The 15754-nt window shown below is 65.3% G+C and carries 14 protein-coding genes; 7 read left to right on the top strand and 7 right to left on the bottom strand.

All coding sequences use genetic code 11. The annotated features are described in order from the left end of the window. Positions 1–11: 11 nt before the first annotated feature. Entirely contained in the window at positions 12–989 is a 978-nt protein-coding gene (locus OHQ90_RS04390; RefSeq protein ID WP_328407580.1) for an NAD(P)H-dependent flavin oxidoreductase, read from the bottom strand. 389 nt (positions 990–1378) lie between these two features. Here OHQ90_RS04390 and fadD5 point away from each other — a divergent pair, with 389 nt between their 5' ends. After that, positions 1379–2950, top strand: coding sequence for a fatty-acid--CoA ligase FadD5 (gene fadD5 / locus OHQ90_RS04385; RefSeq protein ID WP_328407578.1), 1572 nt, complete (start codon positions 1379–1381; stop codon positions 2948–2950). Positions 2951–3015: 65 nt separating this feature from the next. Beyond that, complete coding sequence (locus OHQ90_RS04380) at positions 3016–3621, top strand: cysteine hydrolase (RefSeq protein ID WP_328407576.1); 606 nt, start codon at positions 3016–3018, stop codon at positions 3619–3621. A gap of 234 nt (positions 3622–3855) precedes the next feature. Here OHQ90_RS04380 and yczR read toward each other — a convergent pair whose 3' ends face one another. Further along, complete coding sequence (gene yczR, locus OHQ90_RS04375) at positions 3856–5280, bottom strand: aminotransferase-like domain-containing protein (RefSeq protein WP_328407574.1); 1425 nt, start codon at positions 5278–5280, stop codon at positions 3856–3858. A 64-nt stretch (positions 5281–5344) separates the two neighbouring features. On the opposite strand from yczR, the gene OHQ90_RS04370 reads away from it, so the two are divergent. Continuing rightward, positions 5345–5683, top strand: a complete 339-nt coding sequence (locus OHQ90_RS04370) for a cupin domain-containing protein (RefSeq protein ID WP_328407572.1) — start codon at positions 5345–5347, stop codon at positions 5681–5683. On the opposite strand, the gene OHQ90_RS04365 is transcribed toward OHQ90_RS04370, so the two are convergent. Next, positions 5642–6283, bottom strand: coding sequence for a TetR/AcrR family transcriptional regulator (locus OHQ90_RS04365; RefSeq protein WP_328407570.1), 642 nt, complete (start codon positions 6281–6283; stop codon positions 5642–5644). The genes OHQ90_RS04370 and OHQ90_RS04365 overlap by 42 nt on opposite strands. A 131-nt stretch (positions 6284–6414) precedes the next feature. Here OHQ90_RS04365 and OHQ90_RS04360 point away from each other — a divergent pair, with 131 nt between their 5' ends. Then, positions 6415–7125 (top strand): methyltransferase domain-containing protein, encoded by a 711-nt coding sequence (locus OHQ90_RS04360; RefSeq protein WP_328407568.1) that lies wholly within the window; start codon positions 6415–6417, stop codon positions 7123–7125. A 2-nt stretch (positions 7126–7127) separates the two neighbouring features. On the opposite strand, the gene OHQ90_RS04355 is transcribed toward OHQ90_RS04360, so the two are convergent. Then, positions 7128–8225 carry a lysylphosphatidylglycerol synthase transmembrane domain-containing protein gene (locus OHQ90_RS04355; protein ID WP_328407566.1) on the bottom strand — a complete coding sequence of 366 codons (1098 nt, stop codon included), beginning with the start codon at positions 8223–8225 and terminating at the stop codon, positions 7128–7130. 670 nt (positions 8226–8895) lie between these two features. After that, positions 8896–11268, bottom strand: a complete 2373-nt coding sequence (locus OHQ90_RS04350; protein WP_328407564.1) for a lysylphosphatidylglycerol synthase transmembrane domain-containing protein — start codon at positions 11266–11268, stop codon at positions 8896–8898. 270 nt (positions 11269–11538) lie between these two features. On the opposite strand from OHQ90_RS04350, the gene OHQ90_RS04345 reads away from it, so the two are divergent. Next, on the top strand, positions 11539–12438 hold the full coding sequence (locus tag OHQ90_RS04345; protein WP_328407562.1) for a polysaccharide deacetylase family protein: 900 nt from the start codon (positions 11539–11541) through the stop codon (positions 12436–12438). Between the two features lie 52 nt (positions 12439–12490). Next, the gene (locus OHQ90_RS04340; protein WP_328407561.1) at positions 12491–13354 is read left to right on the top strand and encodes an SDR family NAD(P)-dependent oxidoreductase; all 864 of its coding nucleotides are present in this window, start codon (positions 12491–12493) and stop codon (positions 13352–13354) included. 15 nt (positions 13355–13369) lie between these two features. On the opposite strand, the gene OHQ90_RS04335 is transcribed toward OHQ90_RS04340, so the two are convergent. Together OHQ90_RS04335 and OHQ90_RS04330 are read right to left on the bottom strand one after the other, a co-directional pair. Then, a complete protein-coding gene (locus OHQ90_RS04335; RefSeq protein WP_328407559.1) occupies positions 13370–14161 on the bottom strand; it encodes an SDR family NAD(P)-dependent oxidoreductase in 792 nt (263 codons plus the stop codon). Then, positions 14148–14939, bottom strand: a complete 792-nt coding sequence (locus OHQ90_RS04330; protein ID WP_328407557.1) for a 2OG-Fe(II) oxygenase — start codon at positions 14937–14939, stop codon at positions 14148–14150. Before OHQ90_RS04330 ends, OHQ90_RS04335 begins: the two co-directional genes overlap by 14 nt. Before the next feature lie 89 nt (positions 14940–15028). Here OHQ90_RS04330 and OHQ90_RS04325 point away from each other — a divergent pair, with 89 nt between their 5' ends. Then, positions 15029–15628, top strand: a complete 600-nt coding sequence (locus OHQ90_RS04325) for a DUF459 domain-containing protein (RefSeq protein WP_328407555.1) — start codon at positions 15029–15031, stop codon at positions 15626–15628. Positions 15629–15754 lie beyond the last annotated feature (126 nt).

The following is a 15754-nucleotide window of genomic DNA, read 5'->3' as shown; positions in this document are numbered from 1 at the left end:
TCCGCGTCGGGTCAGTCGACGACGACGGTTTGCGCCAGCCGAGCGGTGATGAGCTCTTCGGCTTCGGTGACCATGCGTGAGATGAGTTCCGCGCAGCTCGGGATGTCGTGGATCAGGCCCTGGCACAGACCCGCCGACCAGATGCCGGCGTCGAGGTCGCCCTCTTCGAAGACGCGGCGGCCGCGCGCGCCGGAGACCAGGTCGCGGACATCGTCGAAAGTGCCACCGGCCTTTTCGATTTCGACGACCTTGCGGCTGATCTCGTTATCGGCGACCCTGGCGGTGTTGTGCATGGTGCGGAAGATGAGCTGGGTGTCGCGCTCGGAGTTGGCGACGATCTGCTCCTTCACCTTCTGTGCGATAGAGGATTCCTGGGTGCACAGGAATCGGGTGCCCATGTTCACCCCGTCTGCGCCGAGTGCCAGTGCCGCGACCAGGCCGCGGGCGTCGGCGATGCCGCCGGAGGCGACCATCGGAATGCGCAGTTCGCGGGCCGCGGCGGGGATCAGGACCAGGCCGGGGATGTCGTCTTCGCCGGGGTGGCCTGCGCACTCGAAGCCGTCGATGCTGACGCCGTCGACGCCGATACGTTCGGCCTTGAGTGCGTGCCGCACGCTGGTGCACTTGTGCAGCACCTTGATGCCCGCGTCCTTGTAGTACGGCAGGAACGGCTCGGGGTTGCTGCCCGCGGTTTCGACGATCTTGATGCCGCTGTCGATGATGGCCTGCACGTATTCCGCGTAGGGCGGTGGGTTGATCGACGGCAGGATCGTGACGTTCACACCGAACGGCTTATCGGTGAGCTCCCTGGTGCGCGCGATCTCGCGGCGCAGGTCCTCCGGAGTCGGCTGGGTGAGCGCGGTGATGAAGCCGAGTCCGCCCGCGTTGGCGACGGCCGCGACGAGTTCGGCCCTGCCGACCCACATCATGCCGCCCTGCACGATCGGGTGCTCGACGCCGAAGGTTTCGGTGAACCTGGTACGCAGCATTGCGTTTCTCCTATGCCTTGCGCGGGCGCGGTGCTCGCCCGGAACGGGTGGACGCCGTCGTCCGGGGTGGACAGCTGCATACCATCCGCCTCAGGCACTGATGGTGACACGAGAATCGCCTCACGTTCAACTCCTAAGTGAGCCGACATTCGCATACTTGCCTACGGTTCGTTCGACCGAGGTCCTCGCTGTCGCGTCGGTGCTCTCGATATATGTGCAGCTAAGGGATATTTATGTGCACCGAGGCTCACGCTGAGGCGATTAACGAGGATTCATATCTTGGTCTCTTGATAGACCGGTAAGTTAGTTGTTATTCTGGCTTCAGTTCAGCCCGTCAGCGCTACCGGACTCTCCGGCGGACACACGACGGTCCGAGAGGAGTTCGTGGCATGACCACTGGTGTGAAGCCGCTCGACGAGCCGATCAGGTCGCGGCGCAACCACTGGAACAACCAGATCGCGGCACACGCGCAGATGCGCCCGGACGCGGTCGCGATTCGGTTCCGTGAGGTGGATACCACGTGGCAGCAGCTCAACGACCGCTCGCTGAAATTCGCCGACGCCCTCGCCCGGCGTGGCGTCGGGTTCGGCGATCGGGTGCTCATCCTCGCGCTGAATTACCCCGAGTACCTCGAAGCGATCTTCGGTATCACCGCCATCGGCGCCATCGCGGTGCCGGTGAACTTCCGCCTCACCCCGCCCGAGGTCGCCTACATCGTCGGCGACAGCGGCGCCAAGGCGATCGTCACCGACACCATGCTGCAGCCGCTGGCCGCCGCCGTGCAGGGGCAAGCGCCCGCGCTGGAGAGCTGCATCGTGATCGGCGGCAAAACCGCCGACGGCGTAGTCGGCTACGACGACGTGCTCGTCGAGGGCGGTGCGCCGCACACTCCGCTCGACATCCCGGAGGACACTCCGGCGCTGATCATGTACACCTCGGGCACCACCGGCAGCCCCAAGGGCGCGGTGCTCTCGCACGCGAATATGAATGCCCAGTCGCTGACCTGCATTCGAGCCATGGACCTCGGTCCCGATTCCGTCGGCTTCTGTACTTCGCCGCTGTTCCACATCGCCGGAATCGGTAGTCTCGCACCGTATTTCCTGCTCGGCGGCAAGACGGTCCTGCACCCGCTCGGCGCCTTCGACGCGACCGACTTCCTCGACGCGGTCGAGCGCGAGCAAGCCACCGCGGCGTTCTGCGTGCCCGCGCAGTGGCAGATGATCTGTGCGGAGCCGACGGTCAAGGACCGCAAACTCGCGCTGACGATGCTCAGCTGGGGCGCGGCCCCCGCCTCCGACACGGTGCTGCGGGCGATGGCCGACTGCTTCCCGAACGCCGCCAATGTCGCGGTGTTCGGCCAGACCGAGATGTCGCCCATTACCTGTGTACTCGAGGGCAAGGACGCGATCCGCAAGCTCGGTTCGGTCGGCAAGCCCATCCCTACCATCCAGGCTCGCATCGTCGATGACGAGATGAACGATGTCGCCCCCGGCGAGGTCGGTGAAATCGTTTACCGCGGACCGACTCTCATGTCCGGCTACTGGAACAAGCCGGAGGCGACGGCGGATGCCTTCGCGGGCGGCTGGTTCCATTCCGGTGACCTGGTTCGCGCCGACGAGGAGGGCTTCCTCTACGTCGTGGACCGCAAGAAGGACATGATCATCTCCGGCGGTGAGAACATCTACTGTGCGGAGGTGGAGAACGTGCTGTTCGCGCACCCCAAGATCCGCGAGGCGGCGGTGGTCGGGCGGGCACACGAGAAGTGGGGCGAGGTCCCGGTCGCCATCGTCGCCCTTGTCGATGCCGACACCGAGCTCACGCTGGCGGAGTTGGCGCCCTTCCTCAACGATAATCTGGCGCGCTACAAGCATCCGAAGGATCTGGTCGTCGTGGCCGAGCTGCCCCGCAATGCGAGTGGCAAGGTTGTGAAAGGTCAACTGCGCAAAGACTATTCGTCCTGATCCCCGGTCGGATCGGTCTCGTCTGTTCGGTGGACAACGGCGGCGCGTATGCGTAAGGATCGGATATGGCTATCCCACGCATCCGCGCGGCCGTTCTCGCGCTGCACTGGCAAGTGAATGTGATTCGGCCCGAAGGGTTTTTCGGACCGATGCTGTCGGGTCCGGTCGCTGCCAGTGGCGTCGTGCCGCGTGCGCGGAGCTTCCATGAGGCGGCCGCCGAGCGCGGCCTGCCGGTGGTCTTCACCCGGTTCACCATTCCGATCGGGGAGGGCGAGCTGGTGCGAAATACCGGGTTCATGCGCTCGGTCGGCGCGGCGCAGACCGACTTTCGTCCGGATTCTCCTGGTAGCCAGCTCATTCCGGAGATGATCGAACAGCCGACCATCGTCTTCGACAACCAGAAGCTCTCCGGCCTCGCGGGCAACAAGCTGGCCGACTGGCTCGCCGATCAAGGGATCGACACCCTGTTCATCACCGGCGTCGCCACCAACCTCACGGTCGAGCAAACCGCGCGCCACGGCACCGATCTGGGCTTCACCGTCTATCCGATCGCGGACTGTGCCGCGGCGCCGACCGCGGAAGCAGGCGCGGCCTCGCTGGCAAATCTCGAACTGACCACGGCGGGGTGCCGCACCGCGGACCAGGCACTGGCACTGATAGATCCGCGCTGATTCTCTCCGGGTCTCCTCCCTCGAAAGGCGAACGAGCGGTCGCTGCTGCGCTTCGTGGCGCTGGCAACAATGCAGCATACGTGCAGTCGAACGGTCAGCGATTCGGACGTTATGACCGTCGAGGGCCGGGGGTGCAATGCCCAGTCCGACGCGGCGACGCCCTCGATCTGTTCGAAGGACGGCTTGGTAATCGGGCTGTGCGCGAACCGACGCGGATCGGGCCTGCCGCCGTCGCTACATGGCGAGTGCGGGTGGCGCGGTGGCGGGCCGGGACGGTGGACGGTAGGTGCGCCAGGCCTCGGCCAGGCGATCGACGGCAGTGCTGAGGGTTTCCGGTGGGTGCAGGAAGTGGATTCGTACCGAGCTCTCGGAGCCGCCGGACGAGTCGAGTCCGCTGCCTGCCAGGATCGAAACACGGTGGCGCAGTGCGGCTTGCGCGAAAGAGGCGCCGTCGCCGTAGGGCAGGCGGATCCAGAGGGTCTGGCCGCCCTCGACCGGGGGCGCTGCCCAGTCGGGGAGGCGGCGGGCCAGTTCGGCGCGCAGATGGTCGTGGCGCATCTTGCGCTCGGGCGCCTGCCTGCGCAGCAGGTCATCGAGGCGGGGCAGCAGTTCGGCGGCGGCGAGCTGGGCAGGTAGATTGCCGCCGAGGTCGTGTACCGCACGGATCCTGGCCAGTTTGGAAATGACGGGTGCGGCCGCGCGTATCCATCCGACACGCAGTCCGCCCCACACGCTTTTGCTCAACGAGCCGATGGTGATCACGGTGTCCGCGAAGGCGGCGAGCGGTGGGGGTGTCTGGTGACCGGGGAAGCCGAGTTCGGCGAGGACTTCATCATCGATCAGCGGAATTCCCACGGCGGCAGCGGTTTCCGCGAGTCGGCGACGCGCGAGCGCGGACAGCACCGAGCCGGTCGGGTTGTGAAAGGTGGGGATCACGTAAGCGATTGCCGGACGGTGTTCGCGCACTGCGGCCGCGAAACCGTCCAGCCCGGGCGGCAACCCGGACAGGACTGCCGCCTGCTCCCGGAATGTCTCCAACGCGCCGGGATAGGTGGGCGCTTCCACGAGCACTCGATCGCCCGGCCGGAGGTATGCCCTCGCGAGCAGCGAAAGCGCTTGTTGGCCACCGGTGGTGACCAGGATGTGTGCGGGCTCGGTCGGCACGCCGCGTCCGCGGTAGTACTCCGCGACTGCGCGGCGCAGCACAGGATGACCGGCGGGGTAGTAGCCGATGTCTTCGGTGGTCGCGGCCAGTGCGGGCAGCATCACCGCATAGGACTCGGTCAGCTCGGCGGGTGGCCGGTCCGGTGCCGCGCAGGCAAGCGAGATGACCTCCGATCGCGGTTCGAGCAGGTCGAGGAACATCGGCTCGCTCGTGGTTCCCGGCGGGTTCACCTGTGGTGTCCCGGCTACCCGGGTGCCGCTGCCCTGTCGTCGCACGATCCGTCCTTCGTCGTGCAACAAGTCGTAGGCCGCGACCACGGTGCTACGCCCGACCGCCAGTGCGGCGGCGAGGGCCCGGTCCGGCGGCAGAGGCGTGCCGGGGGACAGTTCGCCGTCATCGATCAGACGGCGCAGTCCCGCGGCGAGCAGCGCGTACAACGGGCCGCGGCCCGCCGACCAGCGGCCGAGTAGCTCCGTCACATTGATTGGATCCATAGGCAAACCAATTATGCCGGATTGGCGCTGGATCGGGTTGCCCGACGGCTCGACGATGGTTCCCATGACAGCAGCAAGCACCACCGGACCCGTTTCGATCATCGCGGCCATCGCGGGCCTGCCCGGACCGTTTCAACAGCGCGAGTTGGCCATCGTCAACGACACCGTGGTCCGGGTCGCTCAGTTGGCGGGCGAGTTTCCGTGGCACCACCACGAGGAGGACGAACTCTTCCTGTGTTGGGACGGGTCTTTCCGCATCGAATTGGCGGGACAGGAGCCCGTCACGCTGCACGCCGGTGAAATGTTTGTTGTGCCCAAGGGCATCAGCCACCGCCCGGTGGCCGATGGGATCGCGCACACGCTATTGATCGAGCGCCCCGAGACTGCGCAGTACGGCAACTGACTCCAGGTCGGTGACCTTCGAGTCGTCGACCGGCGGCACCACTCGCACTCGGCCGACGAGGCCGGGGCCGATCAGTTGCTCGAAGCGCTGATAGGCCTCGGTCGCCGAAAGTGGCGATTCGGTATCGGCAATCGCGCCGAGCAGGCCGACCACGCCCCAGGACATGAATGTCACGGTGGTGGTGAGCTCTCTGTCGTCCATATCCAGCCGTTTGGACAGCTGCTCGGTGAGAATGGCCGCGACCATGCGCCGGGTCGTATGCAGCAGCACCGCGCTGCTTTTACGCCCGAGCATCGCTTCGTACACCTCGGGGTTCTCGGCAGCAAGACGGAAAAGCGTGAAGACCGGCGCCAGCGGCGCGGTGTCGCGTCCGGTGCGACAGGCCGCCACCGCCGCACGCAGGTATTCGGTGCTGCTCACCAGCAGCAGATCGTCCTTGTCGCGGAAGTGGGCATAGAACGTGGACCGCCCGACGTCGGCGCGCTGCAAGATGTCCCGCACGGAGATCCGGTCGTAGCCTTGTTCCAGCATCAGCTCGATCAGGGCGCGATGTAGCTGGCTCTTGGTGCGCCTGACCCGGCGATCCTTGCTGTCGCTCATAGCTTCGTTCCGTGCATGGGGCCTCCCGATGGCGTGGCCTTCCGAACAGAAGGCAGGAATCCGTCCCGAACGGAACCGATTCCGCCGATTTGCTTCTGGTCGATCTGGCAGTTCCTTCAGATCATGAACACATGACCCGAAACGAACAACAGTTTGCCATTACCCATTCTCGCGATGACAACGAAGTCGGCGTCCTGCTCACCAAGCCGCGTAGCTATCGTGCCTTCAAGACCGCATTCATGCTCGGCAGGAGCAGGGCGCTCAATGCCCGCCTTGTCGCACTGACCGGTGCTGCTACCGGTGAGCATGCACTCGATATCGGTAGCGGGCCGGGCGATCTCGCTCGTGCCCTTGCGGCTCGGGTCGGCAACAGCGGCCGAGTGATCGGCGTCGACCCATCGCCGCAGATGATCGCTTACGCGATCGGACGCACCCGCGGAGATTCGAACTGTCGATTCGAACTCGGCCCCGCTCAGTCGCTAGGGCTGGCCGACGCTTCGGTCGACGTGGTGACCTGCACTTTCGTGATGCACCACATCCCGGAGGCGCAACGCGATGCCGCGATCGCGCACATGTTCCGCGTCCTGCGGCCCGGCGGCCGACTGCTGCTTGCCGATACGGACACCAACGGCCGCATGTTGCGCGCGGTAGTCAAGAGCATGTCCCGGTATGCCGGGCACCGCACCCACGACGACGCCGCGGTTGGGCACCAGGCAGATCCATTGGCGGCCATTGATATTCGGCGCTACCGGGAAACTCTGCTGGCGGCCGGATTTCGGACCGTTGATTTCGCCGAGGTCAAACCGGCGACCGGAGCGCTGCTCGCCGTCAAAGACGTGTGAGGTTATTCGAGATCACGCGGGGCTGGGGTGCCGACACCCAATTCCGCGTCGATCTCGGTATCGAGGTCGGCTTGTTCATGAAGCGTGCGGAACGATACGAGGAAGATGATCCAGCCGAGAACCGCCGCCAGAATCAAGCTGATCATCCGGTAGATAATCGCTGCGGGTACCGCTTGGGACAGTGGCATACCTGCGGCTGTGAGAGCCCAAATCAAGGTTGCCTCAACGTATCCGATGCCTGCCGGTATGAACGGTACGGTGCCGACGGCTTTGCCGGCCGCAAAAGCGACCATCAGTCCGGCCCAGTTCGGATTTGCGCCGACGGCATAACAGCAGAAGGCCAGACAAACGACATCACCGGTGCGGTGGAGTATGGCCCAGGCCAGTGTCAGCAGCCCGTCTCGTCGATTCAGGTCTACCGATTCCAGCTGGCCGAGAATCTCACGGACTCTGGCCATGCTCCTGTCTTCGGGTTTTTTGCGTATTTTGTTGATTTTCCCAACAATTCGCCTGAGCGTGTTTTCGAGTGCATCAGTATGGGTGGCGGCATAATGCCCGGCCCAGACCAGGGCGACCACACTCGCAAGCGAAAATGTCAAGGTGACGAGACTGATGGAACCGAAACCCAGCAGGGCGCCGCCGAGCCCGAGTAAGCCCAAGCCTGCCGCAGCGACTACGCCCGAAATTGCCAGCTGCCACGACGCTACCAATGGACTTGCGCCCCAGCGTCGAGTGTTCCGGTAGATGAAAGCCATCGAGAAGATCGGACCGGCGGGAAGTGTTGCCGATATAGAATTCGCCGTGTAAGTGACGGCCAAAGATTTGCGCTGGCTGACCTCGACTCCGGCAGAGTGGAGTAGTTGCTTCTGGACCCGGGCGAATCCGCTGAAAGACACCGCTTCTGCCCAGATCGCGGACGCTACCCAATACCATTTCACGCCGATGAGCTGCTGCCACGAGTCATGCAGGCTGGGCCAAAGAATGACGCCCTCGGCGACCAGGATCGCTACAAGCGCGGTGCCGAGCAGCCACTTTATCCATCTCGAGTACCCCCGTCGCCGCGGGGACTCCGGTCTAGCGTCGGGTTCTGCGTCCACCACGGGCTCAGCCTAGCCCGGATCCGCGGTACGTGGCCAAGAGGTGGCAGCGGGTCTGATTCTCCTCCGGTCGGCGCGGGCGGAAAGCCGTCACCGGCGACCATTGTTCATTGGCCGCCGGTGACGACGCCGACTGTGCAGCACCCGCTCATACCCTTTAGGTGCCCGGATGCTGAGACCGGTCTGCTACCGGGCAAAAGGCCGGTTCAGCAGCCCCCGATTATTTCGACACCCGAAACAGTGCCCGGCCCGTCTCCCGCTCCGCCGATGTCTTCGGCGGTACCCGCGGGGATGCACCGTTCGACATCCGGGAACTGCCTGACGTGTACCAGCAATTTTTGGCCGCCACTGGTGCAGTTGTTCCACCTGGTGAAGTTATATCCACTGTAGTTGTACTCGGATTGTCCACACGGGAGGTCGACCGCTTGGAATCCTGAATTAATTGAAGGGCTGTAATTTCCAATCGGCGAGGCATTCGTGCCGGGTGCAAGTCCGATCATCAGGCCTGCGGCAGCGGTAGCGCCGATCACGAGATTACGAAGCATTTATATTCCCCCTCCGTGAGATGAGCTGTGAGACATGCTGTCGTGCAGTGCAATACATTGATCAGGCTAGGCAAGATCGCCGAAAGCTGTTCACCGACTGCCATCTTTTGGCAGTGCAGGTCACGAATTCAGATCATGTCTTTCGCGGCCAGCCAGCGCATGGTGGGCCAGCCGCAGAACACCGGAAGCCAGCAGGTCAGCACGCGGTAGAGCAGCACCGAGGGAACCGCGATGCTCGCGGGCAGGCCGAATGCCTGGAGGCCGACGATCAGCGCGGCCTCCACCGCGCCGACACCACCGGGAGTCGGCGCCGCCGAGGCGAGCGTGCCGCCGATCATCGTCACGATGGTGACTGCCACGAAGCTGGCACCGCCGCCGAAGGCCTCGACGCTGGCCCACAGTGCTCCCGCTTGACCGAGCGTGATCGCGGCGGAACCGAGAATGATCACCGAGAACCGCTTCGGGTCGCGAGCCAGGGCAGCGAGCTCGCCGAGCACCTCCAGCACTTGCGGGCGCGCCGAAGTATTGAGCCAGTGCCGCAGTTTCGGCACGAACATGAAGGTGCCCGCGATGCCGATAGCGACGCCGGCGATCAGATACAACACCGTGGCGCTCGGTACGAAATGGGAGAGGTTCGCCGAGGTCCCGGCCGCGATGCTGAAGATGGTGAGCAGGCTGATGTGGGTGATCACCTGCACCGCCTGCTGCAAAGCGACCGCGGCGGTGGCACGTACCGCGCCGAGTCCGCCCTTCTGCAGGAACCGCACGCTCAGCGCGAGGCCGCCCACCCTGGCGGGCGTTGTTGTCGCGGCAAAGGTGTTGGCAATCTGCATGATCACCAGGTTGCGGTAGCTGACCAGCCGGGAGGCGCAAGCCCACAGGGCCCCCGCAGCGCCGAGGTAGGTCAGGGTCGAGGTGGCCAACCCGAGCAGCGCCCACCACCAATTGGCCGTTGTCAGCTGCGTGAAGAACGTGGGTACCGCACTGATGAACGGGTAGGCGACGTACACCAGCGCGATCAGCAGCGCGAGCTGGATGATCTGGTTGCGGCTGAACCGGGTGATCTGCTCGGCCTCGATCTTGTCGTGCCCGGTCTGCTTGCGCACCTCGTCGCGCGCCGAGGACATGGCCTCCTTCCAGTCCGGTACCGACTTCTTGATCCCGGATGGCATGGCGGACCTGGTCAATCGGCTGGCGGCGGTCACAACCTCTTGTTCGCCGAGGGTATCGATGGCGGCCCGCACCGCGGGTTCCCTGCCGAAGATCGCGGTCGTCGATACCAGCAGTTGCGCGACATCGGATTGCCGCTGTTTCTCGGAGGCGCCGAATTCGGCGTTGGCGAATCCGCTGAACAGGGCGCTGTCGTTGTCGATGCGGATCTCGGCGGGCCGCAGGTCGCCGTGCGAGATCTGCCCGCGGTGCAGCGTGTCGAGCGAATTCCACACCGACGCGAGCACATCGCCGGAGAGTTCGGCAATCGGTGTGCCGCGAGGAACGGTATGCGAGTACAACATCCAGCCGCGGTCGAGTGCGGTCACAGCCACCGGTGTGACCGAGGACAATTCGAGGTCTCCCGCCGCGATCGCCATCAGTGCGCGATGCTCGACAGCCCGGTGCATGGATCCGTGTAATGCCGCGGTTTCGCTGGTGCGGAAGGTGAGCCAGCGCCATAGCTGGCGCAACGCCCCGAAGCTGCGCTGGTTTTTGCCATACATCTCGACGATCAGTTCGCGCTCTGGGCCCTCGACTGCGGCGGCGAGCACCAGCGGACCCTGCCCGGCCGGGTGCACCACGGTGAATGCGGTGACCGTGTGCCCACGCTTGGCCAGCACCCGTGCCGCGGCCTCGAGCGGAACTTCCAGCGCGGGGGTACCGACGACAAGCACGATCACCGCGCCGACCAGCCAGCCGACCGCAAGCCCGAACATCGCCCGTGCGGGCACGACGGTGCTGACCACAAGATGGATCGGCGCGAAGGCCAACAGCAGCAACCACAACCAGCGCCGCGGCCGGGTCGGCAGCCAGGGACTGGATACGGTCAGTACCGCTGCCAGCATGGCGATCCAGCGCGGGTCGTCCAGGAACTGGGAGAGGAAGGTATCGAGCCGGTCGGACACCTGTAGGTGCCATCTCGGCGCCGAAAGGCCCGTGCCGGTGATCGATAGCAGCAGTCCGGCAACGAGACCCGCTGCGGCATAGCCGGCCAACAGCTTCCACTGCCTGCTGATGATCAACTCGATGAGGATCGCGAACGGCAGCGCCAGGATGGCCATGCCATAGACCAGGTACACCAGATTCGACTGGTCGGGGTTGAGGAATCCGACGATGTTCGACACCGAACGTTCCAGAGCCAGCCATTCCGGCCGGGTGATCACCGAGGCGGCGACGACAACACCGACCCACAGTGTCGCGAGTACGACACGGATGATGTCACTGGTTCGTTGGGTCAGTGGTTGCAGCAAGCTGCCCGTGACCGGGATATCCCGCCCGTCGACTCGCATGCTCCGCTCGTCCGCCTCTCCGCGTCTTTTGCCGGTCGTGGGGTGCGCTTAACCTACCGTTGCGGGCCGGCGGTTAACGACAGGCTGAGTTCTGGGCGTACCCGGCAAGTTACCCAAGTACTTACGAGGTCGGCTGGTGCGCTCGCCGCACGATACACACCCGTCCATTGCGGTTTTCGCGCTTATCCGGGGCTGCCGCCGCATCGTGTGGGCCAGCTCACTGGATTTCGGGTTGAATCTCACATTGGTGTGAAGTTCGAGCATGGACGCATGGACAACGAACTCTTCGACTACAGCCCGATCGTCGACCGTGCGCCGATGCACTGGCCGGGCGATGCGCGTGTCGCTTTCTATGTCGGCCTGAATGTCGAGCACTACCAAGTCGATCGGCCTTCGACCAGTATCTTCGCCGGGACGGCCGGGCTGGCACCCGATCCGCTGAACTACGGATGGCGCGACTATGGGCCGCGTGTCGGGTTCTGGCGGATGCTCGAGACCCTCGATCGCCACGGAATCCGCGCCAGTGTGCTACTCAATTCTGATGTCGCCGAACATAATCCGCAGATCATCGCGGCGGGGCTGGCCAGGGATTGGGCATGGCTCGCACACGGCAAGAATAATTCGATCTTCCAGGCCGACATGTCGGTCGACGAGGAGCGTGCATACCTGACCGAGGTTGTACAGACCATCGAAAAGGCAACGGGCCGTAGGCCGCAGGGCTGGATGGGGCCCGCGCTGACCCAGACCTTCCGCACTCCGGAGCTGCTCACCGAACTCGGGCTGAGCTACGCGCTGGACTGGACCAATGACGATCAGCCGTATCAGACCAAGGTGCCCGGCTTGTTGAACGTGCCGTATTCGGTGGAACTCAATGACATCAATCTGTTCGTCAGCAAGAGCACGACGGGGCCCGAATTCGTGCAGATCGTCACCGATCAGCTCGACCAGCTCTACGCCGACTCGGCAACCAGTGGTCGGGTGATGGCGTTGGCGTTGCATCCGTTCGTCATCGGCCAGGCGTTTCGCAGCAAGTACCTGGACCAGGCGCTCGAGTACGTGGTGAACCACCCCGGGGTGTGGCTGACCACCAGCGATGAGATCGCCGCGCACTACTCCGGCGCGTCGGGTCTTGCCGAATCCGCCCGATCCGAAGACGATCAGGTCGGTTAGACGGCAGCCGGACGCTCGTCCGGGCGCCGCACCCGACGCTCGGAGGGCAGCGATGGCAGGGCAGGAACAGGATCTAGCAGGTAAGACCGTGGTGGTGACGGGCGCGAGCTCCGGCATCGGCGCCGAGGCGGCCGCGAAGCTGGTGGCGCGCGGCGCCACCGTCGCGGTCGTCGGTCGCTCACCCGAGCGAACCGCCGAAGTGGCGCAGCGGGTCGGCGCGGAAGCGTTCCTCGCCGACTTCGCCAGGTTCGACGAGGTGCGCAAGCTCGCCGAGCAACTGCTCGACCGCTACGAACGCATCGATGTACTCGCCAACAATGCCGGCGGTGCCTGGGCGAAGCGGACCGTCACCGACGACGGCAACGAGCTGACCTTCCAGGTCAACCATCTGTCACCGTTCCTGCTGACCGCTCTGCTGCGCGAGCGCCTCGGGCAATCGCGGGCCCGGGTGATCAACACTTCGAGCATGACCTACCGGATGGCGAAGCTGAACCTCGACACCGTCAACGCGGCGACCGGCTCGTTCAACCAGATGAGTGCCTACGCCGCGTCGAAGCTCGCGAACATCCTGTTCACCAGGGAACTCGCTCGCCGCACCGAGGGCACCGGCCTGGTCACCGCGGCTTTCCATCCCGGTGCCGTGGCGACCCACGTGTACGACAACGCGCCGCTCGGCCTCGGCGCGCTGATCCGTTCTCCGCTGTCGCGGCCCTTCTTCATCCGACCGGACAAGGGCGCGGATCCCCTGGTGCACTTGGCGACGGTCGCGGACGGCGAGTCGATCAACGGCAAGTACTTCCATCGCTTCAAAGAAGAAGCGCCGAGCAACAAGCAAGCGGTGGACCTGGACTTCGCACAGCGGCTGTGGACTATGTCGGAGCAGATCACCGGCCTGGCGTCGAATTCGACCGAGTAGCAGTCGAATCGGGCCTCAGCTCGGCCGGTCGCCGGCACGCGAGTGCCTGCCGCCGGCCGAGCTCTCGGGCGCGCCGCCGACCCCGAACACGCCGCCGGTCATGGTGCCCCTGTCGAGCTCGACGATCGCTTGCACGACCTGCTCGGTCGGCACGGCCGAGGGAAAGCTATCGGGCGCGATCGCATTCGCCCGGACGCCGAACTCGTCGAACTCGGCGGAGAGGTGGCGAGTCAGCTGATTGAGCGCGGCCTTGGACGACGCGTAGAGCGCCTGCCCACCCGGGAACACCTCGGATCCCGAGATGCTGGAGACATTGACGATATTACGGTTGCGCCTGCGGTTCTCGTCCCTGTCGTGCACCCAGGACCGCTGCGCCAGTCGTGCCGACAATCGCAACGGCACCCCGACATTGACCGCGAAGTGCGGCTCGAATTCATCCAGCGTGGCATCGCCGTCGACGATGCCACGGGGCTGCAATCCGATGTGGGCCGCATTGTTGACAAGCAGGTCGACCCGCCCGAACCGGGCAACCGCGAGGTCGACGACCCGCTCGACCTCACCCTTTTCGGTCAGATCGGCGCGGATCATGAAGATCCGCGAATCATTCTCCGGCACCGGTATTTCCGGTGCGAACGGGTCGACGAACCATTCGTGCTGCGAGGGCGCGGCCGGAATCCGGTTGCGGCACACCGCGACGATGTCGTATTCGGTGTAGGCCGCCTGGCAGAAGGCGTCACCGAGCCTGCCGCCGGCGCCGGTCAGCAGGCATACCCTGCGTTCCTCGCGTGCGAAATCACCACTGCGCAATGCGGTCTCCTCCCCACCGTTGCACGGCATCGCTTTTCGGCCGATGCAGCCACATCACCACGCTGTTGCGGGCGGCGGCATTGTTGCCGACGAAGGTGTGCCACGACCGCGGCGTGCATTCGAAAAGCACCATGGAATTGTCCAGCGGCGGAACGGTCAGCGCAGGCACCGGGCTGCTGCCCGCGATGTGCTCGTACAACGCCGTCTCCCCGCCGTCGCCCACGGTCCACCCCGGGTTGCCGAGGTAGAACAGCACCGCCACCGCGCGCACGGTTTCCCGGGCGGTGATCGCCGAATCCCTGGCGCCGGTCTTCAGGTCGACCGTGCCGTCGGGCGTCCGTATTTCGCCGGGTCCCGGCGCCGGGCCGGCGAACCAGGCCGGATTCAGGTCGTTGTGCGGCCACCCCGAGGGACTGCCTACCGGGTGATGGTGCAGCGACCCCTCCACGTCTCCGGTCGTTGCGACGCCGGCGACCCCGGCGATCAGGTCGTGCCACTCCCGCGAAAGGAACAGCGCGAGCGGTCCATCGCGCAGTGTTGTCAGCGGCACTCCGCTCGCGCTGTATCCGTCGGTGACCTGTGTGAACGCCTCTGATTGCTGCCGAAGCACCCGTTGGAATTCCTCGGTCAGCCGCTGGAAGAATTCAGGGACGAACACATCCCGCGCATACACATGCGGAAACGGTCCAGCGCGGCGAATCCAGCGCCGGTGGGCGAACAGCTCCACGAACCATGGCGGCGCCGTCGGCGCTGCGCGCAGTGCTTCCCCTGTCGACATCAATCCCTCCCTGATGAACCACCCGCGATCCTATTGCCTGCCGGTGCCCCGGTGCGCGCTGGTCGGTCGGGCATTGCGAGGATCGCGCCGTGAGTCGTGACCTCCGTGTGTGTTTCGTCGGTGATTCGCTCGTCGCCGGGGTCGGTGACCCGCGGTGCCTGGGGTGGGTGGGCCGTCTCGCCGCGCAGGCCTACACCGACGGAATCCCGATCGTCGGCTACAACCTGGGCGTCCGCCGGCAGACATCCACGGATATCCGTGCGCGCTTCCTGGCCGAGTGCATCCAGCGACTGCCGGCGGGCACCGACGCCAGGATCGTGCTGTCCTTCGGCGTCAACGACACCATGCAGGTGGACGGGCAGTGCAGAGTGACGTCGGACCAGTCTGTCGCCAACCTCGGTGTGCTCGTGCGGCAGGCCGCCGAGCACGGCTGGCCGGTGCTGATGGTCGCGCCGCCGCCGATCGACGACGTCGAACACAATGCCCGCACCGCCGCACTCGACGAGCGATTCGCGGAAATCTGTGCGGCCGAGGGGATCCCGTATGTCCGGATCCATCACCAGCTGCGCGAGAACGCGGTGTGGATGCGTGAAGTCCGGGAGGGCGACGGCGCGCACCCCGGGGCGGCAGGCTACGACGAGCTGGCCGCGGCGGTTGCTCCGCAGTGGCGGGAGTGGTTGTCCCGCTGAGTGATCCGCTGGTCGGTCTCGATGGGAGTCGGCCGGTTGGTCATAGGGCGGGTGTGCGGATACGGCGAATCGACCCACATCGCGGTACCACGACGATAACTCCGCTGTCTGAGACGTTGCGAGCGG

This window comes from Nocardia sp. NBC_00403 (assembly GCF_036046055.1).
GTDB lineage: Bacteria > Actinomycetota > Actinomycetes > Mycobacteriales > Mycobacteriaceae > Nocardia.
Note: the sequence above shows the minus strand (reverse complement) of the source record. Positions and strands in the feature narration are given on the sequence as shown.

What these genes read in the sequence shown, in the direction of transcription:
- OHQ90_RS04390 (WP_328407580.1), bottom strand. Translation starts at nt 989, where the DNA reads ATGCTGCGTACCAGGTTCACCGAAACCTTCGGCGTCGAGCACCCGATC.
- fadD5 (WP_328407578.1), top strand. Translation starts at nt 1,379, where the DNA reads ATGACCACTGGTGTGAAGCCGCTCGACGAGCCGATCAGGTCGCGGCGC.
- OHQ90_RS04370 (WP_328407572.1), top strand. Translation starts at nt 5,345, where the DNA reads ATGACAGCAGCAAGCACCACCGGACCCGTTTCGATCATCGCGGCCATC.
- yczR (WP_328407574.1), bottom strand. Translation starts at nt 5,280, where the DNA reads ATGGATCCAATCAATGTGACGGAGCTACTCGGCCGCTGGTCGGCGGGC.
- OHQ90_RS04340 (WP_328407561.1), top strand. Translation starts at nt 12,491, where the DNA reads ATGGCAGGGCAGGAACAGGATCTAGCAGGTAAGACCGTGGTGGTGACG.
- OHQ90_RS04330 (WP_328407557.1), bottom strand. Translation starts at nt 14,939, where the DNA reads ATGTCGACAGGGGAAGCACTGCGCGCAGCGCCGACGGCGCCGCCATGG.
- OHQ90_RS04350 (WP_328407564.1), bottom strand. Translation starts at nt 11,268, where the DNA reads ATGCGAGTCGACGGGCGGGATATCCCGGTCACGGGCAGCTTGCTGCAA.
- OHQ90_RS04345 (WP_328407562.1), top strand. Translation starts at nt 11,539, where the DNA reads ATGGACAACGAACTCTTCGACTACAGCCCGATCGTCGACCGTGCGCCG.
- OHQ90_RS04360 (WP_328407568.1), top strand. Translation starts at nt 6,415, where the DNA reads ATGACCCGAAACGAACAACAGTTTGCCATTACCCATTCTCGCGATGAC.
- OHQ90_RS04365 (WP_328407570.1), bottom strand. Translation starts at nt 6,283, where the DNA reads ATGAGCGACAGCAAGGATCGCCGGGTCAGGCGCACCAAGAGCCAGCTA.
- OHQ90_RS04380 (WP_328407576.1), top strand. Translation starts at nt 3,016, where the DNA reads ATGGCTATCCCACGCATCCGCGCGGCCGTTCTCGCGCTGCACTGGCAA.